The organism is Pseudoalteromonas sp. T1lg76, assembly GCF_002964725.1.
GTDB lineage: Bacteria > Pseudomonadota > Gammaproteobacteria > Enterobacterales > Alteromonadaceae > Pseudoalteromonas.
Genome location: NZ_PQCE01000024.1, coordinates 1 through 25,249, shown reverse-complemented (window position 1 = coordinate 25,249; position 25,249 = coordinate 1). Strand labels below are relative to the sequence as shown.

The window sequence follows — 25,249 nt, the reverse complement described above, 5'->3', positions numbered from 1 at the left end:
ATGTAGAATAACTACACCACACATGTGCCGCCTTGTATAAATACACTACAAACTGCTGCAGAAACAAACAACAAAGGTCAACAGACCCTAATTATTAGGAGATGAGCATGTCGGTCGAAACAACCCGTTTGGCTATTTGTAATCTGACAAAAGAGCAGTACCCGCAAATCAAAACCCTGATGGATGAAACCTATCCTGAGCTTGGCGGCGCCTGGCCCAGCCACACCATTTTTCGTTTGATAGACCAGTTTCCCGAGGGGCAAATCGGCATAGTCGACGATGAGAAGCTGGTGGGCATGGCCCTGAGCGTGCAGGTGGACTACGGGCGTTTTTCCAACCCCCATACCTATGACGATATCGTCGACAGCCATGATCGGGTGTTTAGCGATCCTAACGGCGATGCCCTCTATGGTTTAGACGTGGCCATAGCATCCACCCACCGCGGTATGCGCCTGGGTCGACGTTTATATGATGCCCGCAAGGAGCTGTGCCGTCAGTATAATCTGAGGGCGATTCTGGCCGGTGGCCGCATCCCTTTGTATCACAACTACCGCGAAAATATGTCGCCCATGGAGTACATAGAAAAGGTGGACCGCAGAGAGGTGTATGACCCTATTCTGAGCTTCCAGTTGGCGAATGATTTCCAGGTAAAGCGGCTATTGAAAAAATACCTGCCGGAGGACGAAGAGTCGGAGGGCTACGCCACTCTATTGGAGTGGAACAACATCCTCTTTGAGCCTACCGAGACTGTGCTCGAAAGCACCAAGTCGGTGGTGCGGGTTGGTGCGGTGCAGTGGCAGATGCGTCAGGTGGAAAGCGTCGATGAACTGCTTAAACAGGTGGAATACTTTGTTGATACCGTATCCGATTACCAAAGCGACTTTATTCTCTTCCCTGAGTTTTTTAATGCGCCCTTAATGGGGCTGCATAAGTATCGCGGTCAAACCGAGGCCATTCGCAACCTGGCGGAATACACGGACACCTTTGTTAAAGCCATGTCGCGCATGGCGGTGGAATACAACGCCAATATCATTACCGGCTCCATGCCCCTGGCTGAAGGCGATACCATCTATAATGTCAGCTACTTGTGTCATCGCAGCGGCAAGGTGGATGAGCAGCGCAAAATTCATATTACCCCGCATGAGGCCTATGACTGGGTGATCCAGGGCGGCGATAAAATAGCCGTGTTTGAAACCGATGCCGGACGGGTTGGTATTCAAATCTGTTATGACGTGGAATTTCCCGAGCTGTCGCGCATTCTCGCCGAGCAGGGGCTGGATATTCTCTTCGTGCCCTTTTGGACCGACACCAAAAACAGTTACCTACGGGTACGCCACTGCGCCCAGGCCCGTGCCATAGAAAACGAGTGCTATGTGGTTATCGCCGGCAGCGTCGGCAACCTGCCTGAGGTGGAAAGCCTGGACGTACAGTATTCCCAGGCCGCGGTGCTGACGCCGTCGGACTTTTCTTTCCCCCACGATGCCTGCCTTAACGAGGCCACCCCTAACACCGAGATGCTGCTGTTCTCCGATTTGGACATGGATAAATTGAAGATACTGCACAGTGAGGGTACAGTGCGCAATTTGAAGGATCGTCGCGGCGATCTCTATGAAGTAAAACTGGTTAAGGAGAACGGCTAGTGGCCTGGGTGTATTTGATTTGTGCGGGATTATTTGAAATTGGCTGGCCGGTGGGGCTGAAGTTGGCGCAGGAGCCGCAAACCCGTTGGTTTGGCATTGCCATGGCGGTGATCTTTATGGCCATTAGCGGCTTTTTGCTCTGGCTGGCACAAAAAACCATTCCCATGGGCACTTCCTATGCGGTGTGGACCGGCATCGGCGCCGCCGGCACCTTCCTGGTGGGCATCCTCTTCTACGGCGACAGCTCATCGCTGATGCGCTACTTTGGCGTGCTATTGATTATTGCCGGGGTGATCACCTTAAAACTGGCGCACTGAGTATGGCGCTTGCCGCCAGAGTTGTATGTCGGCCTTTAGGCCGACAAGAAGGCAGGCGTATTGATGAAATTGAATAATGGTTAACCCCACATAACCGCGATAGCGGCCAAGGCAATCAAGAATAAGCCCAGGCTATCGCGGCGCTTCACCGGTTGCTTTAACCACAAATATGAAATAGCCAAGGTAAAGAAAATCTCGACCTGCCCGAGCGTTTTCACATAAGCCACATGCTGCAGGCTCATGGCACTAAACCAGCCTATGGAGCCAATGCAGCTGGTGAGGCTGATCCACATTGTTAAGCCCTTATGTTGCCACAGACTGAGCAAGGCACTTTTGTTCTTAATTCCCAGATAAATCAGCAGCAGTATTGTTTGCAAACTTATCACCAAGAGCAAAACCCAGGCGGCGCTGTGAGGAAACAGCAAGCCCGATGACAGGCTGGCTTCGCGCACCCACAGTGATGTAAGCGCAAAACTGGTGCCGCAGGCTAAACCCATCACCACGGTGTTAATGTTTAAGCCGCGAATACTGGGGCCGGATAACAAGATGACGGCAACGGCACCGAGTATGACACCTAACCACCCCAGTAAACTCAGCGCCGAACCAAAGAACAGCATGCCAAGAATAGCCGCCACCAGGGCTTCACTTTTGGCTAGCCCCGCACCCACGGCGTAGTTGTTCATTTTAAAAAGGCGCACCATAAGGGCGGTGGCGATAATCTGCATGACCGCAGCACCGATTATGTAAAAAATAAACGAGCCGGAGGGCTCAAGCGCCGGTGCGGGTTCGAATTGATATAAGCCAGCCAGATACAAGGCAGCGATGGGCCCGGCAAGAATAAAGCGCGCCAAGGTCACGGCTAAACTGGCCGTATGCTGACTTAATTTGCTTTGCAGGGCGTTACGCCAGCTTTGACTGAATGCGGCTAAAAAGGTAAAGAAAATCCAGGTCATAGCGGTTAATAGGGACTTAAAAAACCAAGTTAGCATGGCCATGCAGCGCTGGCGAATGAGGAATTTACATACTGGTTATAGGGGAGGATTATCGCCTCCCCCCTCGCCAGGTGTTAGTTGCTAAACCAGTGCCGAGTTTTATTGACTATGGCCACAAGAGACAGCATAACCGGCACTTCAACTAACACACCCACGACCGTGGCCAGGGCCGCTCCCGAATGTAAGCCAAATAACGAGATTGCTACCGCGACCGCTAATTCAAAGAAGTTCGATGTGCCTATTAAGCATGCGGGAGCGGCTATGTTGTGCTTGAGCTTCAGCTTTACAGCGATAAAGTAAGCCAGAATAAAGATGCCATAGGTTTGTAGTATCAGCGGAATCGCTATCAAGACTATGTTTAAGGGTTGAGCAAGAATGGTCTTGGCCTGAAAACCAAATAACAGTACCACAGTGGCTAACAAGCCCATGATCGAAAATGGTTTAAGCCGCGCCAGCAAATCAGCAACCGCTGCTTCATTTCTTCCAGAGCGGTTTAGCGTTTTGCGTGTTAAAGCACCCGCTACTAGAGGTAAAAGCACATACAGTACTACCGAAATAAACAGGGTGTTCCAGGGAACGTGAATATCGGTGACCCCTAAAAGCAATCCTGCTATGGGTGCAAAAGCAAAGATCATTATGATGTCATTGACTGAGACCTGCACCAGGGTGTAGTTCGCATCGCCCTTGGTGAGCTGCGACCAGACAAACACCATAGCGGTACAGGGTGCTACGCCAAGCAAGATCATGCCGGCGATGTATTCTTGGGCGGTTTCGGGAGAGACCCAGTCTGCAAAAATACCTTCAAAGAACAACCAGCCCAAAGCCGCCATAGAGAATGGCTTAATAAGCCAGTTGATCACTAAGGTGAGTATCAGGCCTTGCGGGTTTTTCCCCACTTCTTTTATGGTGCTAAAGTCTACCTGTACCATCATGGGGTAAATCATTACCCAGATAAACAGGGCAACGACGACATTGACGTGCGCCACTTCCAGCGTGGCAACAAATTCGAACAGGGGTGGGTAAATCACGCCAACAGCAACACCCGTGGCAATGGCGATTGCTACCCAGACAGACAAGTAACGTTCAAATATCCCCATCTAAAACTTCCTTAATAAAAACAATTTGGTAACGCGAGTGGTAGGCTTACCTTTAGCTTAGGTGAGCAAATTCTTAGGCACGCTAAACCCAGGTTTGTACAAGATCACTTCGATAGGGCTGATCTTATTCCCTCAGAGAAGTTTGGGGTAGTCGTAATTAATCGCCTGGCGGGTATTATTACGCCAAATTGTAGCCAACAAGACCCGAAATCAGCATGAGCAGGGCAATAATGCTACTTAATGAAAGCACACCAGCAGGGTTGGCCAGGTTTACCGTCCATCCAAGTATCGGGTAGGGTTTCGGCACCCAGGCTCGCGAGTCTTTTTTGCTGAAATAGAGCCCCATCCACTTTAATCTTGTCCAGTTATCGTCATTGCTCCATTCAACCTGATTAATTTCATCCTGAGTCATGGCTATCTCCTTATTTGGATACAAGTATCACGCACCGCTTGCAGAGCGTTAGTTTCGTTCAATTAACAACCTAGATTAGCCTGTTGATTTTGTACAGCAAATACCCAGTGTGGATGTCGCAGCCCGACCGCGAAAGTGAACAAATTCCCCTAGGGCAAAGCGTATTGATGAGTAGCCATGTCGGCAAACAGCTTATCCTGATACAAGTGACCGGCAAGCGCTTCCATGACCTTGATACGGCAACGCAGGGGCATTGATAATGCATGAGGGTTATTGCCTAGTTGAACTCAGCCTGTCAATTGGGCTTAAAGAATATAAATGTAAGAGTTTGTCGACCCTTCGCATTTGCTGAATGCCTAGCTTGATGATGTTGTTAACGCTCATAACAAAACTAGACATTCAGCAACTGCAGGGGGCGGTGATAATTTAGCGTGGTAAAGCGTTATTCCTGAGGGACGGCAACGCCCCGAAATCGAAATGAGAGGTAGATGGCTGTTATCATTTCTGCTGCGGCGCCAATTACGCCGATCACAAATGTGCATAAGGCGACGGTCTCATTTTCTAAAAAAGCAAACACTGCATTGTCGCCAAAATAGGCTAAATACCCCAACACAAGGGCCATGAAGAATGGTGCCCCAATTATCCCCAATATGGTTAAGCTCTTGCGTAGTTTTGCGGCGTTGTTGTTAGATTCCATTTTTATCATTTCCTTTTTGTTTTAATTATGACCAGGTGCTGGTTGATCCTAGCGTTTTTAATCTATTGAGGTATTAGCTTAGATGCTTTTACAAAACTGTCTTGCATCAAATTCATTTTTGATTTCTTTGCCGTTACAGTGAGGCCATGGTGCAATGCACTCGAAATATTTACTCGTTACTTGTACACCTACCGTCTTGCTATCGATGAAGTCAGGAAGATCTCGAGGTAGTTTAGATTTGCATTCTGGAAATTTGCTGCTGATATATTTTGGGCAAACATTCACATCAATATTGTAGGATTGTGCGTTGGTTTCGCACATTTTGATGGCTTGTGTTTCTCTAAGCTTTATATACTCACTGGTAGGAATAGGATTGTTTGCGACATCAAAAATTCTTTCATGACCATTCTCTGTTGATATCGAATAAAAGTAGTAGCCGCCAGCTAGAAGGGCTATTAGTAAAAATTTTTTCACAGTACTTCCTTGATACTCAAAAATATATAGCAGTTTATAATAACACGCATAAAGGCGAAGGCGTTGGAGTTATAACTTACATTGGCGTTTTAGTGTTGTACAGAGGTGTCTAATTTTGTTCAAAGATTCCAATTACGTAAAACCAATAGTTGCGTTCACCAGCGGGGGCGCTCTTCATTATCTTGACAAAAAAGCCGGTGCTGGGCACCGACTTGGTTGGGTCCACAATATCAGCGCAGGGATCACTGCGGCGTAAACTTCAGCATCCGGGTTTGGTCCGTTAATTCAATATCCACCAGGCGGTAGGGGGCATTGGCACTTTGGGTGGCGCTAAAGGGCATAAAAAACTGGCCGTTACCATTGAGCTCCTTGGCGACCTCAACCGTTGCCAGCCTAATGCGCTCGCCATTATCGGCACGGCCGGTAAGGGTGGCGCGAATGGCATAGCGGCCGCTGTCGGTTACTTCCACCGGGACACTGGCCTGGTATTGATTAGCGCCTAAGGCCTTTACCTTGGCATCGCTCATGCTGATGGTTTGCATGCTGTGCACAAAGGGCATTTTCACCGAGCGTTTGACCTTTTGGCCGTTAACCTGGGTGTCAATACTGGCCTCCAGTTCGTAGTAGCCATTGGCGGCGCCCAGGTAGGTCAGAGGCTGATCGAAAATCGCTTCGCCGCCTTTATATTGCACGCCGATTTGCTCTCCAGTTGGGCTATGGAGCTTAAGCTGCACATTTTTATCCTGCAGTTTCGTCTGCCCCATGTTGAGCTCGACCCCTAGGCGTTGCTGGTGCTCGGATAGGGTAAACTGGGTACGGGCTTTAAGAGCATTGCTCGAGCCTTTTTCGATTACATGAACCATATAGATATCCTGGTCATTGAGTGCCTGAGTGGTATGCAGCATGGGCTGGCCCTTGCCGTTAATCTGCCCCAGCTTGAGGCCGACGCTACCATCATTAAAACCGGCTTGCTGCATCTGCTCCCGTGCGGCAATGGCCTGCATCGGCAGCGCACGCTGGTTTTGGGCATCGCGAACGGAGAATTTATCGAGTTGCAGGTCATAGGGCTTGATCACCGTACCGTTTTCAAAACGGGCCTTGGGGGCAACGCGGATAAGGTGGTCGGCCTGGTTTACAAACACAGGTACCCCCTGCTTAAGCTCTTTACCCGAAACCTGTTGCCAGTATTCAACGCTGGTTTTTTCCAATGACTGTAAGGGCGTTGCCGGTGTGGCTTGTATCTGCGGGAATTGATATACGGTTTGGCCGTTATCGGCATTTGCCATGGCGCTTGTGCTGGTAAGCAAGGCTAGGGCGTAAACTGTGGTTAATTTTTTCATTTTTTAGCTCCTAGATACGGTTCTTCAGCATGTCGCCAAGGCCAAAACAGTTACGGCGGCTTTGTTGATGACTCAGAGGTTCGCGGCCTCGGGTGCGTGATTTATCTTGAAACCAGACCACACCGGCCAGGGATTGCGAGCTGCAATTTAAGAAGCCGTCGGAGCAGCTGTCTAACCAATTCTGAGTGACTTCCAGCGACACCTGATTCTGGTAGCCGCCGCAATAACTGTCGCTATCCCAAATGGCCGAGTCCACGTCGCTGCCGACCACGGTTTCAAAATAGGACGGCAGGCCGGGGCGGTTGGGGGTGCCATAGAGCCACTGGGCATTGTAAGACGCCATCCAGGATACCTGTTGCTGCTTTACCGCATCATTGGCGAAGCCCAACAGCCAGCCAAGGCTTTGCTCAAAGGAATTGCCGGCCACCACCGCATCGGCTAAGGGCGTACCGCCACTGGACGGCGCCAGCGCTATGGTACGAGTGACCTTATTAATGATGTTGGGATAGCGGCTATCCCAGGTGGGGTTGGATAAAATCCAGCGCACCACGTTGCCCCCGTTGGAATGAGTGATCAGCGTCAGCTCGGTAATGTTTTTATTATTAATAAAGCTGGTGAGTTGTGAGGCTAAACAGCCGGCGGCACCATCGGTCCACATATACTGTTCAAAATCACAATTAATAACCGTGTAGTTGCTGGTATTGCTCAGGCCCTGGCGCACCGTATTGATGAAGCTGCCAGTCCAATAGTCGTTATAGGCGTCGGTTTGCTGGCCGGTGCCATGAATAAAGGCGACCCCTTGTGCGGCGAGTGCACCCTGGCTTAAACCCAGTGCCAGCGCCAATGTGAGTAGTTTTGTTTTCATGTGTGTTCCTGTTGATTCTATTTTTATCTATCAGGTTGGAGGAGTGACCTCCGATCAGAAAATAGACTGAACAGGTACAAATGCAAGAAATTGTTACAAATATTTAACCTAACTGTCTTAATGCCTTATCACTCTTATGTTTGTGGTGATAAAAGCGCAATAATTGATGGGGCGGCAATGTGTGCTTTCTCTTTATACGGGCGGTGATGTTACATCTTGTGAGTGGAAGCTCGGCCAGTCATGCTGGCCATTTTTTTGCTCTAAATTTGGCTATTGAGCTTGATTGCAAAGCGGCGCACAATGGCAAAAACAAGAATAAAATTAAGGATCAAGCATGAGTACTTTAGTGATTTGCGCGCTCTTGGCGTGTTTAATTCCTTTTCTAGCCAAGGCTCCTTTGGCCTGGGCCCAGCAACAAAGCGGCGGCTACGATAACCGCCACCCACGAGCACAACAGCAGGCTTTAACGGGATTTGGCGCCCGCGCCCTCGCGGCACATCAAAACAGCTTCGAATCCCTGATAGTGTTCGCCGTGGCCATGGCCGTGGTGCTGGGCACCAACACCTCGGGGGCTTTGATGGATACCCTGGCCATTACCTATTTGCTTGCCCGCGTGCTCTACTGCCTGTGTTATTGGTATAACTGGCATGTGGCTCGTTCGCTGATTTGGGCCCTGTCCCTGGCCTGCCCCTTGGCCATGATATCCCTATGTATTTAATACCAATTCACTTAAATAGCCAATCATTCTAGCGGACTAAATATCGTGCTAACGGCGTTGGAATTTTTCTATGTAGAATAACTACATAAGAAAAATTCCGCCTTGTTATCACATCATTTATCCAGCGCTATCTCTGATCACATACTTAACAGAATTGGTATAACCTGCTGGCTTTTTATAAAAACACAAAGCAAGCACCTTAATTAAGGGGCTTGCTTTATACTCTTGGTCGTTGCGAATTAATGTGATTTTACATTAATACGCTCTGTTAATTCAGGTAGTTGCACCTCTGCGCTGAGTGCGAAATCCAGCTGCACCAAATGTTCCTCTTGTGGAAATGCGTAAGGCTCATAGCGCCATTGTTGCAGCGCACGCACCGCTTCTTTATCAAATACCTTGGCCGGTTGAGACTGCACCACCACCACATTACGAACAGCGCCTTCCTCGTCAACTTGGAATCGCAAAACCACAGAACCGGAAATTTTTTGCTCCGCTGCTTCTTTAGGGTAAATGGGCTCAATACGCATCAGGGGTTTTGGCTGACTCGCTGACTTTTGCTTATGGCCTTCGCCAGCCTGAGTGCCGGCAACCAGGGTGAAACTTCCCAGTGCAATAAGCAGGGCCAGCGCCTTGGCCAGGGCATAGCCCTTATTGGCCGATTGCATATTGTATAGGCGTTGTAACATCATGTTTTTATCTCCGTAGTAAGAATAAGCCAAGCTATGCAGCCGTGACTGGCTGGCGCACTCGACCATGGATTTGCCGTACTGCAAACGCTGTGCGGCGGATTTATCGGCTAGCACCCGCTCATCACAGGCCAGCTCTTGAATGCGTCTAAGGCTGAAATAAGCCACCCAGCTCAAGGGGTTAAACCAGATTAAAATGGCGGCGCTCAGGGCAATCAGGTTGATGACATTATCGCGGCGCTCCAGATGCACCCGCTCATGTTCGAGCATCAGGGTGAGGGCCGAGGCATCGACGTCTTGCAGTAAACGCTGCGGTAGTACAATGCGTGGGTTAAAGAAGCCAACCACCATGGGTGAGCTGATCGCCTTGCTGCGATACAGAGTCGTATTGCCTGCCTGTCCCGGCAGCTGGTTATTAAGGGGGGCGGCGTTCAGGCGGCGCTGAAATACCAGGTGTTGGTAGGCAACCAGGGCGAACAAGGCGGCGGCAATAAGCCAATAGGCCAGCTCCCAGCTAATGCTTACCTCGGCACTTGCCTGGCGCAAGGGTGTCACCACATACTGGCCAATCATGGTCGGAGCGGCTACCGTATTTTTTAGCTCTATGCTTTGCGCCAGCAGCAACGCTGGGAGCAACAACCAGAAGCCATAGATAAAGCGTGCACTCAGTGCCTTAAGGGCATAACGCTCCGCGATAATCAAGGCGGCGAGTAAGGTGCACAGCAGTGCCTGTTGTGAAATAAGCCATGACAACATATTACTTTCCTTGTTGGTCTTCCCACTCTTTAATAACGGCTTTGAGTTCGTTGATATCCTGCTGTGACAGCTGTTCGGTTTTGGCAAAGCCACTGACCAGAGGCGCAATGCGGCCACTGAAGAAACGCTGGATCAGATTCTTGCTCTGTTTAAGGGTGTAATCTTCGCGGCCTATGGTGGGGCTGTATTGGTAGAGGCGGCCTTGCTTTTCAAAACTCACCGCTTGTTTCTTAACGAGGCGACCCAGTAGGGTCTTGATGGTTTTGTCATGCCATTGGGTGTCATCGCTGAGGCGCTCGATAATTTCACTCGACTTTGCCGGATGGCCCTGCCACAGCGCTTCCATGACCTCAAACTCTGCTTTGGATAACTCGATCATAACTTTGCTCACAAATGTAATCCTTGAATTTAAGATTACACTTGTAGTCAAAATGATCAAGCTATTTTTTCAACAAGTTAACTTCTTCCGTGGTGAGCTCGGTAAATTGACTTTCGGCTAAGCGCGTTGGGTCCAGGTGCAGTTGGCCGATGCGCACGCGCAGTAAGTCGACCACGCGGTAGCCGCAATAACGTGCCATTTTACGGATCTGCCGATTGAGCCCCTGGGTGAGGATGATCTTAAAACGTGTGGCTGAAAGCGCCGTGCAAACACAAGGTTTGGTGAGTGTGCCATCCACGGGTACACCTGCGCTCATGCGAGAAAAAAACGCTTCATCCAAGGGCTTGTCTACCTCAACCCAATACTCTTTTTCATGGCTGTGATCCGGATGGGCCAGCCGATTGCAGAGTTCGCCATCATTGGTCAGGATCAACAGGCCACGGGAGTCCTTGTCTAAGCGGCCAATGGGGTAGGTGCGCTGCTCGGGCGGTAAGTGATGGACCAGGCTGCTTGGATCTTCGGTTTTGAGTTTGCAATCTATGCCCACCGGCTTGTGGTAGGCGTAATACAGCTTGGGCGCCAGTCCATCAATACGCCGACCATCAAGGCATATCTCATCCTGGTCGCTGACATGGTCGATATGATTGGCGGCGCGGCCATTGACCGTCACCCTGCCTGCATCAATTAGGCGCGAGGCGCCCCGGCGGGAACAAACTCCGGCATGGGACAAATACTTGGCAAGGCGAATAGTGGCGGACATAACAAAACTAGGAAATACGGGTGCCGCCATACTAGCATGATGTCCCTGCGAATGCCGCATAACGATGGCGCCAGGGTCGCCTGTTTTGTCTTGGGCCAGGTGGTAAAATAACCTTACTTTTCTGCTGGTCAATTACCTAATCTTATGTAAATCTGAGCTTTATTAGGGATAGAAAAAGTGTATGACCATGAGTGAGTTTTTGATCCATGCCATCGACTTGATGAGCAGCCTCTTTTTACTCTGTATCGGCTTTTTGGTGCTGTTGACCATCTATTATTATTTTGTCGATATCCATCAAAATAAGCATGCAATACGCCGAAATTATCCGGTGATCGGTCGTTTTCGATACTTTTTCGAGCGTCAGGGGGAATTTTTCCGACAATACTTTTTCGCCATGGATCGTGAAGAAATGCCCTTCAATCGCGCCGAGCGCAGCTGGGTATATAAGGCCGCCAAGAACCTCGACCGTACCGCCGCGTTTGGTTCCACGCAAAGCCTGGATCCCACGGGCACCATCATGTTTATGAATACCGCCTTTCCGACCCTGGAAGAAGACGCCATAGAGCCCGAGCCGGTGACCATAGGCGAGCAATGCCCTCATCCTTACCGGGCAAAAAAAGTGTTTAATATTTCCGGTATGAGCTACGGCGCGCTTTCTAAGCGGGCTGTGCTGGCACTGTCTCGTGGTGCTCGTCAGGCCGAGTGCTGGATGAATACCGGTGAGGGTGGGTTAAGTCCCTACCACCTGGAAGGGGGCGCCGACATCGTTTTTCAAATCGGCACCGCCAAATATGGGGTGCGCGATGAGCATGGCAAATTAAGCGATGCCAAGCTCAAGGAAATCGCCGCCCATGAGCAGGTAAAAATGTTCGAAATTAAAATGAGCCAGGGAGCCAAGCCGGGTAAGGGGGGCATGCTGCCCGGGATTAAGGTCAATGCAGAAATTGCCCAAATCCGCGGTATTCCTGAGGGCAAGGACTCCATTAGTCCCAATGGACATCCGGAAATAAGGAGTGTGGGCGATTTACTCGATATGATAGCCCATGTGCGTAACGTGACCGGCAAGCCCACTGGCTTTAAGGCGGTAATTGGTGAAACCTCCTGGTTGGAAGAGCTGGCCACGGAAATTAATAGGCGCGGCCAGGAATCGGCTCCGGATTTTATTACCATAGACAGTGCCGATGGTGGTACCGGCGCGGCGCCCCAGCCACTGTTGGACTCGGTTGGTTTGCCGCTAAAAGAAAGCCTGCCCTGGGTAGTAAACCTGCTTGAGCGTCACGATTTACGCAAACGCATTCGCATTGTCGCCTCGGGTAAGCTGATCGTGCCCTCCAAGGTGGCCTGGGCGGTGGCGCTGGGCGCCGACTTTGTGGTTTCCGCCCGTGGCCATATGTTTTCGCTCGGCTGTATTCAGGCCCTGCAGTGTAATAAAGACACCTGCCCGACCGGTATTACCACGCACAACCCTAAATTAATGAAGGGCTTGGACGTGGTGGACAAAACTCAGCGGGTGGCCAACTACAACAAGTATATTCACTATGGCATAGGCCTGATTGCTCACTCCTGTGGGGTCAATAATATCCGCGGCCTTAACCGCAAGCATGTGCGCGTGGTGCAGGAGGATGGCTTGTCGCAAACCCTGGATGAAATGTACTCCATGTACAAGTAGCGCATGGCGAGTGCTTGCCAACTGCGTTAAACTGCTGGGTATTACTGGTTACGAGGCATTTTAATGCACCAAGAACAACCCAAGAATCCGCTGCACGGCGTTAAGCTGGAGCAAATGGTTACGCGCCTGGTCGAACATTTTGGTTGGGCCGAGCTGGGACAGCAGATCAATATCAATTGCTTTAAGAAAGACCCCTCGGTGAAATCTTCGCTGAAGTTTTTGCGCCGCACTCCCTGGGCGCGGGAGCAGGTTGAGCAGCTGTATCTCAAAACCTTTTGTACCTGGCCCTATAACGCCGGGGTATAGGAACCAAGCCCATGAGTCTTAGCGTCGCCCTGATTCAGCACGATATTCGTTGGCTCGATGCCGATACCAATCTTGCTCAGTTAAGTGTGCGCCTTGAGTCTCTCGGCGAGGTTGATTTAATTGTCTTAGCGGAAACCTTCGCCACCGGATTTGCCGTGGCCGATAGCCAGGTGCATCTGGCGGCCGAGCGGATCCTGGATTGGTTGAAGGAGCAGGCGCAGCGTCATCGGGCGGTTATGTGCGCCAGCGTGCTCGTCGCCGAGCAAGGGCAAAAGTTTAACCGCCTGTACTGGGTGTCTCCCGATGGTGTGGTGCAGCATTATGATAAGCGGCACCTGTTTTGCCTGGGGCAAGAAGGCAAGTACCTTAATCCCGGTAAGCAAAGAGTCATTTTTACCTTAAAGGGTCTGCGTATCTTGCCGCAGATCTGTTACGACCTGCGTTTTCCCGTGTTTGCCCGCAATCGCAACGATTATGAGGTGATGATCAATATCGCTAATTGGCCGGCGGCACGACGCGGTGCCTGGGATACCTTGCTGCGCGCCCGCGCCATTGAAAACCAATGTTATGTGTTGGCGGTCAATCGTATTGGCGATGATTGTTACGGCATAGCGCATAATGGTGGCACCGCCGTCTATGACTTTAGCGGCGAACTCTTGGCTCAGACCGCAGATGACCAGCCACAAGTCCTCACTATTACTCTGGATAAAGATGCGTTAGAGGAATACCGCCAGGCCTTTCCCGCCTGGCAGGATGCGGATGCCTTTGACTTGCGCTAGGGTCGCTGTAAGGGCATCGGCAGGAGATGCAGGGCGGTGGTATAATACGGATATTAGTTAGCGAACCCGAGCCCCTATCTTGATTTTACCCGTACTTCTCGCCGGTGGTGGCGGCACCCGGTTGTGGCCGCTTTCGCGTCAGGACCGCCCCAAGCAGTTTTTGCGTCTTAACGGCGAGCATTCCTTACTCCAGCAAACGGCGTTGCGTTTTCGTCGGCAGGGCTGTCTGGCTCCTTTAGTGATCTGCAGTGCCGAGCATCGTTTTATGGTGGCGCAGCAGTTGCTGGAAATAGATATGCGCGCCAGCGCCATTATTCTCGAGCCCGATGGGAAAAATACCGCACCAGCGGCGGCTTTGGCGGCGCTGTGGGCGCAGCAACATCAGCCGGATGCCAGCCTGTTTTTCGCTCCCGCCGATCATGCCATTGCCAACTTCACCTTGCTTGGCGACCAGCTTGACGCGCTTGACGCCATAGCGCAGCAGCACCTTATTTTGTTTGGTATTACCCCCAGCGAACCGCAAACTGGCTTTGGTTATATTCAACAGGGCAGCAGTTATGGCTGCGCCGAGCATGATGTTGAAGGCTTGTTTAAGGTTGCCGGCTTTACCGAAAAGCCGGACAGGGTCACCGCCGAGTATTATCTCGAACAAGGGCAATATTATTGGAATTCGGGCATGTTGCTCGCCGGTTGTGGCATTTTTATCGAACAGTTTCAAAAGCATAGACCGCAGTTATGGGCGCAGGTGTGCCGCGCCGCAAACTTTAGTAGCGATCTGGACTTTACCCGTGTCGATGAAAGCGCCTGGCAGCAACTGGAAGGGGATTCCCTGGACTATGCGCTGCTTGAACGCAGCGAGCAGCTGTTGCTTTGTCCGCTGCCGCTGCAATGGTTTGATCTCGGCAGCTTTGCCCAGCTTTATCAATATCACAGTCGGGATAAGGATGAGAACCTGGTGCTCGGCAGCGCCGTCTGCGCCGACAGCCAGGGTAATCTGATCGCCGCCGATGAGCAGCATCTGGTGGCAACCTTAGGTATCAAGGACACGGTAATAGTGCACAGCGGCGACACCATTTTAGTGGCCGCCAAGGATCATCTGGATAAAATGCCCAAGCTGGTGGCCAAGGTGGCCGCCGAGCATCCGCAGCAGCGCCGCTATCACAGGCAAACCTTTCGCCCTTGGGGCCATTACGAGGTGCTGAACGAGGGCGCGCAATACAAGGTTAAACGCATTGTCTTGCAGGCGCAGGCGCGTTTGTCCTTGCAGGCGCATCAGCATCGCTCCGAGCATTGGGTGGTGGTCAGCGGTGAGGTGCTGGTGCAGGTTGAGCAGCAGGAGCACAGGCTAAGCGGTGGCCAGTCCATCTACATACAAGCACAGCAGCGCCATCGTCTGACCAATGTGGGTAATAAGGCGGCGATCATTATCGAGGTGCAAAGCGGCGATTATCTGGGTGAAGACGATATTATCCGCTTTGATGATGACTATGGCCGTTAAAGCACGGGGCCGCTAGCGCAGGGTTTGGCTGCGCATAAACTTAAGGTATTGTTCCAGGCTTTGCTGCCACAGATCGAGACCTTCCGCTAAGCCCGCGTCTATGGGTTTACCATCGAGCAGGCGGCGTTCGATTTTTTTCAACGCCATGCCATAGCGATTAAAGCCCAGTTGCAAGGCGGTGCTGGCCTGGCGGTGCAGCAGCTTGATGCACTGCTCCTTATCATTGCCCACCAGTTGCTGACAGCGCAGCAGCTTATTGCGCGCGGAAAGCACAAACTCATTGTAAATGGAGATCAGTTCTTGCTCGGCAAAGGTGTTGGCCATCAGCTCGGCGGCGGTTTCATCGTAGAGCACGTCCTTTAAGGCAACGCTGATATTCGGGGTCTGATTCGATTGCGAGTCGCTGAGCGCCTGTCTTAACTTCTCTTGTTTAATTGGCTTACCGACTATGTCTTTAATGCCCAGCGCCAGGTATTCCTTGATCTCATCCGGGCTCAGGCTGGCGGTAAAGGCCAGAATCGGGGTGCGGTGATTGCGATGATCCATGGTTTTAAGCTTGCGGATCACCTCCTGACCACTGAAGTCCGGCAGGTTCATATCCAAAAGCACGACATCAAAATGGTGTTTTTTCAGCAGTTCAATGGCGCTGCTGCCATCGGTGGCCAGTTTGACCTTGTGTTCATCCTCGGCCATAAATTCGATGGCGATTTTTTGATTCAGTTCTAAATCTTCAACCAGGAGCACATCTAACCCGGTGCGGTAGTTGTCTGATTTAGGGCGTTTTTCTACCAGGCTTAATTCGCCTACCGTGAGTTTCACGGCAAAATTAAAGGTGCTGCCTTCACCCAGGCGGCTGCGAATATTCAACTGGCTACCAAGATGGGCAAGCAGGCGACTGGTGATCGCCAGTCCCAGTCCTGAGCCACCCTTGAGCTTGCCGGCGCTGCTTTGCACATAGGGTTCAGTTAAATATTGGATTTCATCCTCTTCGATACCCGGCCCCGAGTCGATAACGCTAAAGCTTAGGGTATGCTCTTCTTGGCCTCCATGGAGCAGGTCGACCTGCAGGGTGACTTGACCCTGATCGGTAAATTTAATGGCGTTACCCACCAGATTAATAAGAATTTGCCTGAGCTTTTGGTGGTCGCAGTAATAACAGGCCTGCTTCGCCAGATTATAGTTAAGCTCAAATTTCACGCCCTTTTGCTCCGCCAGTGGGCTCAGCAGCAGGCAGAGGTTATTGAGCCAGGTATGCAGTTCCACATCTTCTTCATACAGGGCCTCATCGCTTTGCTCCAGGCTGGCATATTCTAATACCTTGTCGATTAGCAGGGTCAGGGATTCGGCGGAGTTGATAATGGCCTCGCAATAGGGTTTGTTTTTCGGTGTGCTGGCCTGGTTCATGATCAACTGGGCACTACCGAGTATGCCATTCAAGGGAGTGCGGATCTCGTGGCTGATGGTGGATAAAAACATGCCACGGATCTCTAAATCCTTTTGTGTCTTGGCCGTCAACTGGTTGAGGTTAAGCTCGCGGCGCTCGTTGCAAAACAGGGCGACACCGGCGGCAAACAGCATGGGTGCGAGCACCCCTTTTACCAGCAGTGCGGCACTAAACCAATCGTTATCAAACTGGGTGTTGTGCTCGCTGTGGTTCATCACCAGGGCGCGGGCGGCAAAAACCAGGAGCGACATACTGAGCGCGATCAGATACACCAGGCTGGCACTGGGGTACTTGGTGCGGCCGTAGCGACTGATAATGTAGAAAAGACAGGCAGCTTCGACGAAGCGATGCAGGTCTATCAGCAGCACCTGGGCGGAAATATCCACGGAGATAAACATAAAGTAGGTAAAGCTGATAAATAAGCAGCCGCTGACAAAGATAAAAAAGTAGGTCAGCAGGCCGTTATAGTTGAGGAAGCGATTAATGGCCAAAACATGGATCACCGAGCCGCAAATAAAGAAAAAGTTTGCCAGGGTGACAAGGTTCTCATGCTGTTGTGGTGCTTTGATGGCGGAGATGATAATCCCCACCAACAAGCATACCGGATACCACACATAGAGGCCGATGCCGACAAAGTTACGATTGGCGCGCCAGGTAATAAAATTGAGCAAGGTCATCACAAAGATGGCCGCGGCGCTGGTATAGAAGAGGGTCGACGTGTCTAGCATCCGTGATATGTATTGGTTATGGGTATTTAGTTTCTACTATACGGAAAATTCCCTGCTTGGCTATGCGTAAGTATCGAGAGGCAATTTATTGCGGATAAGAAAAAGCCGGCATGTCGCCGGCTTTGAGATTAAAAACAGACCCTAACGTAATTCGTTCGGGATATTGGTCTGAGCCCAGGACAATAACTCGATGCGGTTACGGCATTTGGTTTTACGGAAGGCACTGTAAAGGTGCGTTTTCACCGTATGCGGGCTGATGCTAAGCTGCTCGGCGATCTCTTTATTCTTAGCGCCTTTACTCATTAGACCAACTATGGCCTTTTCACGCTTGGTAAGTTTAACCGGCTCGATGTCGCCTTCGGTGAGTTTATGTAAGGAGTCCTTATTGAAATGCAGCATGCGATTAAGCACGTTACACATAACATCACGGCGATACCATAAATGGTTTTCTTGTAATAAGCGTATGCCCTTCATCATTACATCGGCATTGTCCGAGGTATAGAACACCCCGCGAATACCGCTTAACAGTGCACGGTTGGCCAGTTCCGGGTTCTCATCCAGGTTGAAGAGGACGATATCGCACTCCACCCTAAGGTTTATAAGGTGGTACTTTAAGCGACCCCAGGCGTCTTCGTTAGACGTCTCGATAAATAAATAAGCCGTACCTGGCTGCACTTGAGTTACGTCGGTACCCTTTTGTACTTCAAACCCTTGGGTGCGTAGTAACGGTGCCAAAACATTAGTGCCAATCTGGTTAATCGGTTCCTGCTCAAGCAGTAAAAATACGGTCTTACTCATTTAGTGGTCGGCTCATTAAAAACTATTTGCACTATCCTAACACGCTATTCACTTCTTTTGTATTAGGGTGTTTTGATTTATGTAGTGAAAAAAGACTATTTATGCCCATGTACCCAACATTTGTAAATAATAGGTTACGTAATGGCTAAATTAGGCGCCTAAAAGCGCCTGATTTAGCCAGAAAAAAGTATGTGGGTAGGTTAATAAAGTGATGATTCCTATACTTTTAGCTTATCCTGATAGGGAGGCCAACCCATTGCCTTACCGGCTAACATATGGAGATGAATATGGTACACGGTTTGTCCGCCATGGCCGTTGCAGTTCATCACCACCCGGTAGCCATCTTCGGCAAACCCATGCTCCTTTGCCAGCTTGGCTGCAACCACATAGAGATGACCGACAATGGCGGCATTTTCCGTGGTGACATCATTAATGGTCGCTATTGTCTTTTTTGGGATAATTAAAACGTGAAATGGGGCCTGGGGATTAATATCGGTAAAGGCCAGTGCTTGTTCGTCCTCATAAATGATATCGGCGGGGATCTCGCGATTGATAATTTTGGTGAAAATGGTCTCTGTGCTCACAGCGAGCTCCTTAATTTTACTAGCAGGGTGTCAGTAATGACAAAGAAAAGCATAAGTGTCAAACTGAGAACCAAAGCTTAAATGTAAGGTAGGTACCCCATGTGGAAAAAACTCTCCAGTGCTGCGGCGCTGGCTCTGTTGCTAATGCCCTCGGCTTATGCCGAAACTGTGTCCTTTGCGAGCGAAATTATCCCCTTACAGGTGAATGATAAAACCATTTCGCATTCTATTTTCAATACCGTTGATGAGCTGGAACTGGCTCCGGGTAGCTATCGTCTTAAGCTCAAATACAGCGACCTTTATGAAAGCGGTTTTGATGATCATGAGGTAATCGAGTCGGAACCCTTTTGGGTGACCTTGGCGGTTGAGGCTGGGCAGGATTATGAGGTGACGTTCGATCGGGCTGCAACCCTTGCTGGCGCCAAGCTTTTTGCGCAAAGCCCGGTTGTGCGTTTGCGCGCCGAGGGTCAGCAGCTGGAAGTGCCTATGCCTAAAGCGGCCGCGCCTAGTGTGGTTGCACCCAGCGTAGCCGCGCCTGCGCTGGCAGCACCAACCTTGATACCAGCCAATATAGCCCCGGCTCCGGCGGTTTCGACCAAGTCTGCATCGGCAGTTGCACCCGCAGTTGCACCCGCAGTTGCACCGGCAGTTGCACCTGTCCCTCAAGCCGGTGGCAATGTCAGTGCCGCCGCCATGCTAGAGTTTTGGTGGCAGCAGGCTACGCCGGCACAGCGCCAGGCATTTTTACAGAAGGTGCAGTCGCAACAGTGATGCTTTGCGTTTTGTAGGTCGATGCTCTGCGTCGACAAAGGAGGTATTTGCCTGCCTTTAGGCAATAAAAAAGGGTGCATCTAGCACCCTTTTTTATTGCACATCGCTATTAGTTAAATAGCGCGTCTATCGTACCTTGCGCCAGTGGGTGATAACCCGGACGAGCGCCCTGGTATACTTCATAGGCCCAGTCACGCTTGTTGTTATTAATCAGCGCCTTGTATAGAGGCACGATCAATTTACGACGACCGATGCCACTTAGGTGCTTATCCAGCGCCGGGTAAATGGCTTCATAGCCGTTGCCTACCGCCAGCATAAACCAGGCGAAGGCGACTTCCTTATTGGTTGACGCGGTCAGGTTAAACTGGGTATCCAGCTCGACCATCTTCTCGCCAGCCAGGTCGCGTGGCAGGTTATTGATAAAGTGCAACCACTCATGCACCGTCCAGTTTGCGGTCGGCAATTCACTGGCCGGTTTACTGCCGGCTAACCAGGCTTGCGTCTCGGCATCAACCTTGTCGAACACATCCGAAGTAGGCTGAGGTGCATCGGCAGGTAGACCCGGCTGATGGATCCACTCATTGACCTTCTCCATGCTGACCACTCCTGGGTGTTTGTTGATCAGATTCTCTTCTAGGTAACGCTCAAATTCCGCCGTGGTCAGCGACTGGAATGAATAGGCCTTAAAGTAACCCTTAACGAACTCGTCAAAGACATCGCGACCAAACTTTTCTTCCAAATAGATAAGGAATAGCTGGCCCTTGGTATAAGGCACAGAGCTAAAGGCGTCGTCCGGATCGCGACCGTTCAGCTCCAGGTTTAAGCGGGTATCCGGTGCCGGAATATCTTTTAGCAGGGCATTTAGGCCTGCGGCATCCAAAGATTGCTCCATCACCGCACGCTCACGACCGAAAACTTCTTCCATAATGCGGTTTTCAACGTAAGAGGTGAAACCTTCGTTTAACCATAAGTCTTCCCAGGTGGCGTTGGTAACCAGGTTACCGGACCAGGAGTGTGCCAGTTCGTGGGCGATCAGGTTAACCAGGCTCTTATCGCCGGCCACTACGGTTGGGGTGATAAAAGACAGGCGTGGGTTTTCCATGCCGCCGAATGGGAAGCTAGGAGGCAGCATAAGTAGATCGTAGCGGCCCCAGGCGTATTCGCCGTACATAACTTCGGTTTTATCTATCATCGCCTGGGTGTCGTTAAACTCGGCCACCGAGGCATCGAGAATTTGCGGCTCGGCGAAAATCGCGGTCTGGTGCGACATTTCCTTGTATTCCAGGTTACCGGCGCCGATGGCGATCAGGTAAGGCGGAATGGCCTGCGGCATATCGAAGAAGTAGTCGCCATCTTTGATAAAGGCACCCGTGTTGTCGGCACTCATTACCGCACGAACATTTTCCGGCGTTTCGATACGAGCGCTATAGGTTACGCGCATGGCCGGCGTGTCTTGTACCGGGATCCAGCTACGGGCGTGAATGGCCTGTGACTGGCTGTACATAAAGGGTTGAGTTTTGCTGGCGGTTTGCTCCGGCGTCAGCCATTGCAGGCCAGATGCTTGTGGCAAGCTGTTGTAATAAATACGAACCTTAGGAGCTTGCTGCTTAAAGCGAATGGTTAGTTTTGAACCCTTCACATCGTCACGAGCCGCTAAATCAAATTTTGCCTTGTGCCATTTGCCTTGGGTGTCCTGGTAGATCACGCGGTCAACTTCAAGGTCGCGGGTATCCAGTACCAGAGTACGAGCAGCGGCATTTTTCCACTTTAGGCTATGCTCAACGAAGCCTTCTAATTGCTTGTCGGCGAAGTCGACATCAAGATCTAAAAACAGGTGTGTGGAGACCACATCGTCTAGGTTGGCATAGGTGTGCTCATCGCTGGCAGCCAGGCTGTGCAGGCTAACGCCGCCAAGCGCTAAGGCAAGAGCAAGAGGTTTTAATTTCATAGCATCCTCAGAACGGGTGAAATAAGAAGTGCTTGTTATATCAGATATAGTCAACGACTGACAGCTATGTCTGTTGGCTGGCTTGGGGTACACTTAGGGCAAATAGCCAAGAGAGACGTTTCCTTTGCCTGCATTACAAAGCCATCATACCTTTGCGCTGGACGTGCCCTGTCAGACGCTTGTGACCATCACAGATCCAGCCCAGCTTCGCGAGTTCGATTACGCCCAAGCGTTTTGTGTGCTCGGCGAGGGTAGCAACACCATCTTTACCACTCCCTATCAAGGTACGGTTATCTTGATCGCCAATAAAGGGGTGCGTATTGAGGAGTTGTCGCAAAGCTGGTTGCTGCATTGTGCGGCGGGTGAAAACTGGCATGCGTTGGTAGAGAACACCTTGGCCTTGAATATGCCGGGGTTGGAAAACCTGGCGCTTATTCCTGGTAATGTTGGCGCCGCGCCGGTGCAGAATATAGGTGCCTATGGTGTCGAGCTGGCGCAGTTTGTCGAGTATGTCGAGGGCTACCACATAGCGCACGGTGAAACCCAGCGCCTCAGTGCCGAGCAGTGCCGCTTTGGTTATCGCGATTCCGTCTTTAAACATGAGCTAAAGGGCCAGTTTATTATTACCCAGGTTGGTTTGCGCCTACCTAAGCAATGGCAGCCGAATATCAGCTACGGACCCTTGCAGGGTTTACAGCAGCCCAGCGCCAAGCAGGTATTTGATGAGGTGGTGGCGGTGCGTCAGGCAAAACTGCCAGATCCTAAGGTACTGGCTAATTGCGGCAGCTTCTTTAAAAACCCCATACTGCCACGCCCTCAGGTAGCCGTTTTAAAAGAGCAATATCCGCAACTGCCCTGCTATGACGTCGATGCCGAGCAGCAAAAGGTGGCCGCAGGTTGGCTGATAGAGCAGGCCGGACTAAAAGGCTTTCATATTGGCGATATCGCCGTGCACGATAAGCAGGCCCTGGTGCTGGTGAATCGCGGTGCGGGTCGGGCTGAAGAATTGCTGGAGATGATCAAGCATATTCAAAGCGTGGTAGCACAGCGTTTCGGCATTGACCTGGAGCATGAAGTGCGATTGATGGGCGAGCTGCAAGAAATTCATGTAGGGGCCACTCATGAAGGCGCCTGACGGTAACAAGCTGGCCATATTACAGGCCTTAAATAAGGGCGAGTTTATTTCCGGGCAAGCCATGGGCGAGCAACTAGGCATTAGCCGTGCCGCCGTGGCCAAGCATATTACGTCCTTGCAGGAAATGGGGCTGGATATTTACAAGGTCAATGGCAAGGGCTATCGCCTCAGTCGACCTTTGAGCCTGCTTAAGCAAGCGGATATCGAGCTGGCCTATCAAGAGTTAGACGGCAGCGGCTGTCATTTTGAAGTACAGCCCATTATCGACTCCACCAACACCGAACTGATGCGCCGGGTGCAAAGCATCGAGGCAAACAATAACAGCGTGCTGGTGGCAGAAATGCAGCAGAAGGGCAAGGGACGGCGCGGCCGCACCTGGCAATCCCCCTTTGCAGCCAACCTTTATTACAGTTATTACTGGCGCTTAGACGATGGCATGCATGCGGCCATGGGTTTATCTATTGCCGTGGGTCTGGCGGTCTATGACAGCCTAAAGGCTTTGTATGATCTAGAGGTGCAGCTGAAATGGCCGAACGATGTGCTGGTCGATGGCCGTAAGTTGGCGGGCGTGCTGGTGGAGCTCGATGGCACCGCCGAAGGACCCTGTCATCTGGTGATCGGCATAGGCCTCAATATTTCCATGCCTCAGGCAGCGGCCGAGCATATCGATCAGCCCTGGTGCGATCTCAACGAGTTCGCCGGTGAGCTGGATAAAAATCAGTTGGTGGCCGTGCTCACCTGCTTTTTACAAAAGCGCCTGGCCCAATATCGCCAAACCGGTCTGCAGGGCATGTATCAGCAGTGGAATAGGGTGCATGCCTTCAGCGGTCAATGTGTCGAGCTTAGCTCGGGCACCAATACCTGGCGTGGCATCTGTGAAGGTATCGACGAGCAGGGCGCCGTGGTGCTGCGCATCGATGGCCAAAGCAAGCGTTACTTTGGCGGTGAGATCAGTTTAAGGGTTAAGTCGACGGGTTAATCATGAAGCTATTAATCGACGCCGGTAATACGGCACTTAAAATGATGCTGACCTCGGGCTTAGAAACGGGGCAGGACATTCAGCTACAGCACGTAGAGCCGCAGGTTGTGCCTTGGACACAGATAGAAGAAGTGGTTATTTCTGCGGTGGCCGACTCAGACGCCTTAAGCGCCTTGGTGAAAGAAGCCGAGACGCAGGGAGTGGGAGTACGTCGCGCTGCGGTGACGGCAAAGTGGCAACAACTTAACTGTGCCTATGACAAATATTCTACTCTGGGCATCGACCGCTGGCTGGCGGTGATCGCCGGTTACTGTACTAACCCCAACGGCTACACCCTAGTGGTTGACGCCGGCACGGCACTGACCCTAGATCTAATCGATGATGCTCATCAGCATCTTGGCGGCTATATTCTTCCCGGTTTAACGCTCAGCGAGCACAGCATAGTGAGCCGCGCCGAAAAGGTTTTTACCCTTGAGGACCAGGTTGCTAGTCCCGAGCCCGGGCGCTCAACCCCGGCAGCGGTGAAAAATGGCGCCCTTATCGGTGCACTCGGTGCCATCGAATATGTGCTGGCGCATCACTGTTGTGGGCAAGGTGTACAATTATTGATCACCGGCGGCGATGGTTTGGCTCTGCATCAACACCTGGGGCAAGGTATTTATCGTCCCCATTTGGTCTTCGAAGGCCTGTGGCAGTGGCAAAAACAAGGGTGAATTGTTTAAAAAAGCTCTGTTTTGGGTGAATAATGAACGTTCGCACCACAAACCTAAACTTTTTTTGATTTTATAGTTGCATCCCAATAAACCTTACTCTAGAATCTCGCCCCGTACTAAAGCAGTGCCGACTTAGCTCAGTTGGTAGAGCAACTGACTTGTAATCAGTAGGTCATCCGTTCGACTCGGATAGTCGGCACCATTTCCTCATCTTGGAAAGGCTTTAGAAAGAATTTTGTGTGGAGGGGTTCCCGAGCGGCCAAAGGGATCAGACTGTAAATCTGACGGCACTGCCTTCGCTGGTTCGAATCCAGCTCCCTCCACCACTCTAAATTCTTGACGGTTAGAGGTAGTTAAGAACAGGTTCCTAGAAAGCGGGCATCGTATAATGGCTATTACCTCAGCCTTCCAAGCTGATGATGCGGGTTCGATTCCCGCTGCCCGCTCCAGTTTTCTGGTGTGCTGATATAGCTCAGTTGGTAGAGCGCACCCTTGGTAAGGGTGAGGTCGGCAGTTCAAATCTGCCTATCAGCACCACTCCAGTCCTGTCTGTCCTGAAATACTTCCTTTGATTTGTCTAAAAAATATTCAATAATGAAGAATTGAATTGATCGTCGTTTTTTGTCGATCGTTTGATATGTAATCTAGATACACAAAAACTGATAGGTTCCGTCATGGCAAAAGAAAAGTTTGAACGCGTAAAACCGCACGTAAACGTTGGTACAATCGGCCACGTTGACCACGGTAAAACAACTCTAACTGCA

At 51.0% G+C, this 25,249-nt stretch carries 27 protein-coding genes and 4 tRNA genes; 17 read left to right on the top strand and 14 right to left on the bottom strand.

All coding sequences use genetic code 11. The features are described from left to right. The first annotated feature begins 107 nt into the window (after positions 1–107). Positions 108–1,640, top strand: coding sequence for a carbon-nitrogen hydrolase family protein (locus C2M35_RS09415; RefSeq protein WP_105201119.1), 1,533 nt, complete (start codon positions 108–110; stop codon positions 1,638–1,640). Beyond that, complete coding sequence (locus tag C2M35_RS09410) at positions 1,640–1,957, top strand: DMT family transporter (RefSeq protein WP_105201118.1); 318 nt, start codon at positions 1,640–1,642, stop codon at positions 1,955–1,957. Before C2M35_RS09415 ends, C2M35_RS09410 begins: the two co-directional genes overlap by 1 nt. A gap of 80 nt (positions 1,958–2,037) precedes the next feature. Here C2M35_RS09410 and C2M35_RS09405 read toward each other — a convergent pair whose 3' ends face one another. The 3 genes from C2M35_RS09405 to C2M35_RS09395 form a co-directional block, all read right to left on the bottom strand. Next, positions 2,038–2,910, bottom strand: coding sequence for a DMT family transporter (locus C2M35_RS09405; RefSeq protein WP_105201224.1), 873 nt, complete (start codon positions 2,908–2,910; stop codon positions 2,038–2,040). Positions 2,911–3,023: 113 nt separating this feature from the next. Further along, positions 3,024–4,046 (bottom strand): ACR3 family arsenite efflux transporter, encoded by a 1,023-nt coding sequence (arsB, locus tag C2M35_RS09400; protein WP_105201117.1) that lies wholly within the window; start codon positions 4,044–4,046, stop codon positions 3,024–3,026. Between the two features lie 178 nt (positions 4,047–4,224). After that, positions 4,225–4,458 (bottom strand): DUF5808 domain-containing protein, encoded by a 234-nt coding sequence (locus C2M35_RS09395; RefSeq protein ID WP_105265184.1) that lies wholly within the window; start codon positions 4,456–4,458, stop codon positions 4,225–4,227. A 113-nt stretch (positions 4,459–4,571) separates the two neighbouring features. Here C2M35_RS09395 and C2M35_RS15665 point away from each other — a divergent pair, with 113 nt between their 5' ends. After that, complete coding sequence (locus C2M35_RS15665) at positions 4,572–4,715, top strand: hypothetical protein (protein ID WP_158677953.1); 144 nt, start codon at positions 4,572–4,574, stop codon at positions 4,713–4,715. Between the two features lie 185 nt (positions 4,716–4,900). Here C2M35_RS15665 and C2M35_RS09390 read toward each other — a convergent pair whose 3' ends face one another. The 4 genes from C2M35_RS09390 to C2M35_RS09375 form a co-directional block, all read right to left on the bottom strand. Continuing rightward, positions 4,901–5,155 carry a hypothetical protein gene (locus C2M35_RS09390; protein ID WP_105265183.1) on the bottom strand — a complete coding sequence of 85 codons (255 nt, stop codon included), beginning with the start codon at positions 5,153–5,155 and terminating at the stop codon, positions 4,901–4,903. Between the two features lie 78 nt (positions 5,156–5,233). Continuing rightward, positions 5,234–5,629 (bottom strand): hypothetical protein, encoded by a 396-nt coding sequence (locus tag C2M35_RS09385; protein WP_105265182.1) that lies wholly within the window; start codon positions 5,627–5,629, stop codon positions 5,234–5,236. Between the two features lie 242 nt (positions 5,630–5,871). After that, positions 5,872–6,969 (bottom strand): DUF4785 domain-containing protein, encoded by a 1,098-nt coding sequence (locus tag C2M35_RS09380; protein ID WP_105265181.1) that lies wholly within the window; start codon positions 6,967–6,969, stop codon positions 5,872–5,874. 10 nt (positions 6,970–6,979) lie between these two features. Further along, positions 6,980–7,834, bottom strand: a complete 855-nt coding sequence (locus C2M35_RS09375) for a hypothetical protein (protein WP_105265180.1) — start codon at positions 7,832–7,834, stop codon at positions 6,980–6,982. Between the two features lie 334 nt (positions 7,835–8,168). Between C2M35_RS09375 and C2M35_RS09370 the strand changes: the two genes are divergently transcribed. Next, positions 8,169–8,552, top strand: coding sequence for an MAPEG family protein (locus C2M35_RS09370; protein WP_105265179.1), 384 nt, complete (start codon positions 8,169–8,171; stop codon positions 8,550–8,552). A gap of 239 nt (positions 8,553–8,791) precedes the next feature. On the opposite strand, the gene C2M35_RS09365 is transcribed toward C2M35_RS09370, so the two are convergent. The 3 genes from C2M35_RS09365 to C2M35_RS09355 form a co-directional block, all read right to left on the bottom strand. Continuing rightward, positions 8,792–9,994, bottom strand: coding sequence for a M56 family metallopeptidase (locus C2M35_RS09365; protein WP_105265178.1), 1,203 nt, complete (start codon positions 9,992–9,994; stop codon positions 8,792–8,794). A gap of 1 nt (position 9,995) precedes the next feature. Next, entirely contained in the window at positions 9,996–10,373 is a 378-nt protein-coding gene (locus tag C2M35_RS09360; RefSeq protein ID WP_105201223.1) for a BlaI/MecI/CopY family transcriptional regulator, read from the bottom strand. Between the two features lie 61 nt (positions 10,374–10,434). After that, complete coding sequence (locus C2M35_RS09355; RefSeq protein WP_105265177.1) at positions 10,435–11,133, bottom strand: pseudouridine synthase; 699 nt, start codon at positions 11,131–11,133, stop codon at positions 10,435–10,437. Between the two features lie 187 nt (positions 11,134–11,320). Here C2M35_RS09355 and C2M35_RS09350 point away from each other — a divergent pair, with 187 nt between their 5' ends. The 4 genes from C2M35_RS09350 to C2M35_RS09335 all read left to right on the top strand — a co-directional run bounded on the left by C2M35_RS09350 (position 11,321) and on the right by C2M35_RS09335 (position 15,385). Next, a complete protein-coding gene (locus tag C2M35_RS09350; RefSeq protein WP_105265185.1) occupies positions 11,321–12,802 on the top strand; it encodes an FMN-binding glutamate synthase family protein in 1,482 nt (493 codons plus the stop codon). A gap of 63 nt (positions 12,803–12,865) precedes the next feature. Then, entirely contained in the window at positions 12,866–13,108 is a 243-nt protein-coding gene (locus C2M35_RS09345) for a VF530 family DNA-binding protein (protein ID WP_105215076.1), read from the top strand. A gap of 11 nt (positions 13,109–13,119) precedes the next feature. After that, complete coding sequence (locus C2M35_RS09340) at positions 13,120–13,887, top strand: amidohydrolase (RefSeq protein WP_105265176.1); 768 nt, start codon at positions 13,120–13,122, stop codon at positions 13,885–13,887. Positions 13,888–13,966: 79 nt separating this feature from the next. After that, on the top strand, positions 13,967–15,385 hold the full coding sequence (locus C2M35_RS09335) for a mannose-1-phosphate guanylyltransferase/mannose-6-phosphate isomerase (protein WP_158677952.1): 1,419 nt from the start codon (positions 13,967–13,969) through the stop codon (positions 15,383–15,385). 12 nt (positions 15,386–15,397) lie between these two features. On the opposite strand, the gene C2M35_RS09330 is transcribed toward C2M35_RS09335, so the two are convergent. The 3 genes from C2M35_RS09330 to C2M35_RS09320 all read right to left on the bottom strand — a co-directional run bounded on the left by C2M35_RS09330 (position 15,398) and on the right by C2M35_RS09320 (position 18,939). Next, positions 15,398–17,557, bottom strand: coding sequence for a response regulator (locus tag C2M35_RS09330; RefSeq protein WP_105265174.1), 2,160 nt, complete (start codon positions 17,555–17,557; stop codon positions 15,398–15,400). Positions 17,558–17,698: 141 nt separating this feature from the next. Next, positions 17,699–18,355, bottom strand: a complete 657-nt coding sequence (locus tag C2M35_RS09325) for a helix-turn-helix transcriptional regulator (RefSeq protein ID WP_105201107.1) — start codon at positions 18,353–18,355, stop codon at positions 17,699–17,701. 218 nt (positions 18,356–18,573) lie between these two features. Beyond that, complete coding sequence (locus tag C2M35_RS09320) at positions 18,574–18,939, bottom strand: histidine triad nucleotide-binding protein (RefSeq protein ID WP_105201106.1); 366 nt, start codon at positions 18,937–18,939, stop codon at positions 18,574–18,576. Between the two features lie 99 nt (positions 18,940–19,038). Between C2M35_RS09320 and C2M35_RS09315 the strand changes: the two genes are divergently transcribed. Further along, entirely contained in the window at positions 19,039–19,710 is a 672-nt protein-coding gene (locus tag C2M35_RS09315; RefSeq protein WP_105265173.1) for a DUF2057 family protein, read from the top strand. 109 nt (positions 19,711–19,819) lie between these two features. On the opposite strand, the gene C2M35_RS09310 is transcribed toward C2M35_RS09315, so the two are convergent. Next, a complete protein-coding gene (locus C2M35_RS09310; RefSeq protein ID WP_105215066.1) occupies positions 19,820–21,658 on the bottom strand; it encodes a M1 family metallopeptidase in 1,839 nt (612 codons plus the stop codon). 124 nt (positions 21,659–21,782) lie between these two features. Here C2M35_RS09310 and murB point away from each other — a divergent pair, with 124 nt between their 5' ends. From murB to C2M35_RS09270, 8 genes are all read left to right on the top strand, one after another. Then, complete coding sequence (gene murB / locus C2M35_RS09305; protein WP_105265172.1) at positions 21,783–22,793, top strand: UDP-N-acetylmuramate dehydrogenase; 1,011 nt, start codon at positions 21,783–21,785, stop codon at positions 22,791–22,793. Next, positions 22,780–23,772: a bifunctional biotin--[acetyl-CoA-carboxylase] ligase/biotin operon repressor BirA gene (birA, locus tag C2M35_RS09300; protein WP_105258244.1), complete on the top strand. Its 993-nt coding sequence runs from the start codon at positions 22,780–22,782 to the stop codon at positions 23,770–23,772. The genes murB and birA overlap by 14 nt, the downstream gene beginning before the upstream one ends. 2 nt (positions 23,773–23,774) lie before the next feature. Then, entirely contained in the window at positions 23,775–24,485 is a 711-nt protein-coding gene (locus C2M35_RS09295; RefSeq protein ID WP_105265171.1) for a type III pantothenate kinase, read from the top strand. Between the two features lie 126 nt (positions 24,486–24,611). Continuing rightward, positions 24,612–24,687 (top strand) — tRNA-Thr (locus tag C2M35_RS09290). Between the two features lie 39 nt (positions 24,688–24,726). Then, positions 24,727–24,811 (top strand) — tRNA-Tyr (locus C2M35_RS09285). Positions 24,812–24,859: 48 nt separating this feature from the next. Next, positions 24,860–24,934 (top strand) — tRNA-Gly (locus tag C2M35_RS09280). A 12-nt stretch (positions 24,935–24,946) separates the two neighbouring features. Further along, a tRNA-Thr gene (locus C2M35_RS09275) sits at positions 24,947–25,022 on the top strand. A 137-nt stretch (positions 25,023–25,159) separates the two neighbouring features. Further along, a partial coding sequence (locus tag C2M35_RS09270) for a GTP-binding protein (protein ID WP_233997923.1) occupies positions 25,160–25,249 on the top strand: 90 nt, incomplete at its 3' end.

Bases quoted from the DNA above. Each gene is read 5' to 3' on its own strand.
- C2M35_RS09295 (WP_105265171.1), top strand. From the start codon at position 23,775: ATGAAGCTATTAATCGACGCCGGTAATACGGCACTTAAAATGATGCTG.
- C2M35_RS09390 (WP_105265183.1), bottom strand. From the start codon at position 5,155: ATGGAATCTAACAACAACGCCGCAAAACTACGCAAGAGCTTAACCATA.
- C2M35_RS15665 (WP_158677953.1), top strand. From the start codon at position 4,572: ATGTCGCAGCCCGACCGCGAAAGTGAACAAATTCCCCTAGGGCAAAGC.
- C2M35_RS09365 (WP_105265178.1), bottom strand. From the start codon at position 9,994: ATGTTGTCATGGCTTATTTCACAACAGGCACTGCTGTGCACCTTACTC.
- C2M35_RS09315 (WP_105265173.1), top strand. From the start codon at position 19,039: ATGTGGAAAAAACTCTCCAGTGCTGCGGCGCTGGCTCTGTTGCTAATG.
- C2M35_RS09370 (WP_105265179.1), top strand. From the start codon at position 8,169: ATGAGTACTTTAGTGATTTGCGCGCTCTTGGCGTGTTTAATTCCTTTT.
- C2M35_RS09350 (WP_105265185.1), top strand. From the start codon at position 11,321: ATGAGTGAGTTTTTGATCCATGCCATCGACTTGATGAGCAGCCTCTTT.
- C2M35_RS09325 (WP_105201107.1), bottom strand. From the start codon at position 18,355: ATGAGTAAGACCGTATTTTTACTGCTTGAGCAGGAACCGATTAACCAG.
- C2M35_RS09340 (WP_105265176.1), top strand. From the start codon at position 13,120: ATGAGTCTTAGCGTCGCCCTGATTCAGCACGATATTCGTTGGCTCGAT.
- C2M35_RS09345 (WP_105215076.1), top strand. From the start codon at position 12,866: ATGCACCAAGAACAACCCAAGAATCCGCTGCACGGCGTTAAGCTGGAG.
- arsB (WP_105201117.1), bottom strand. From the start codon at position 4,046: ATGGGGATATTTGAACGTTACTTGTCTGTCTGGGTAGCAATCGCCATT.
- C2M35_RS09355 (WP_105265177.1), bottom strand. From the start codon at position 11,133: ATGTCCGCCACTATTCGCCTTGCCAAGTATTTGTCCCATGCCGGAGTT.
- C2M35_RS09380 (WP_105265181.1), bottom strand. From the start codon at position 6,969: ATGAAAAAATTAACCACAGTTTACGCCCTAGCCTTGCTTACCAGCACA.
- C2M35_RS09395 (WP_105265184.1), bottom strand. From the start codon at position 4,458: ATGACTCAGGATGAAATTAATCAGGTTGAATGGAGCAATGACGATAAC.
- C2M35_RS09405 (WP_105201224.1), bottom strand. From the start codon at position 2,910: ATGACCTGGATTTTCTTTACCTTTTTAGCCGCATTCAGTCAAAGCTGG.
- C2M35_RS09360 (WP_105201223.1), bottom strand. From the start codon at position 10,373: ATGATCGAGTTATCCAAAGCAGAGTTTGAGGTCATGGAAGCGCTGTGG.
- C2M35_RS09415 (WP_105201119.1), top strand. From the start codon at position 108: ATGTCGGTCGAAACAACCCGTTTGGCTATTTGTAATCTGACAAAAGAG.
- birA (WP_105258244.1), top strand. From the start codon at position 22,780: ATGAAGGCGCCTGACGGTAACAAGCTGGCCATATTACAGGCCTTAAAT.
- C2M35_RS09310 (WP_105215066.1), bottom strand. From the start codon at position 21,658: ATGAAATTAAAACCTCTTGCTCTTGCCTTAGCGCTTGGCGGCGTTAGC.
- C2M35_RS09375 (WP_105265180.1), bottom strand. From the start codon at position 7,834: ATGAAAACAAAACTACTCACATTGGCGCTGGCACTGGGTTTAAGCCAG.
- C2M35_RS09330 (WP_105265174.1), bottom strand. From the start codon at position 17,557: ATGCTAGACACGTCGACCCTCTTCTATACCAGCGCCGCGGCCATCTTT.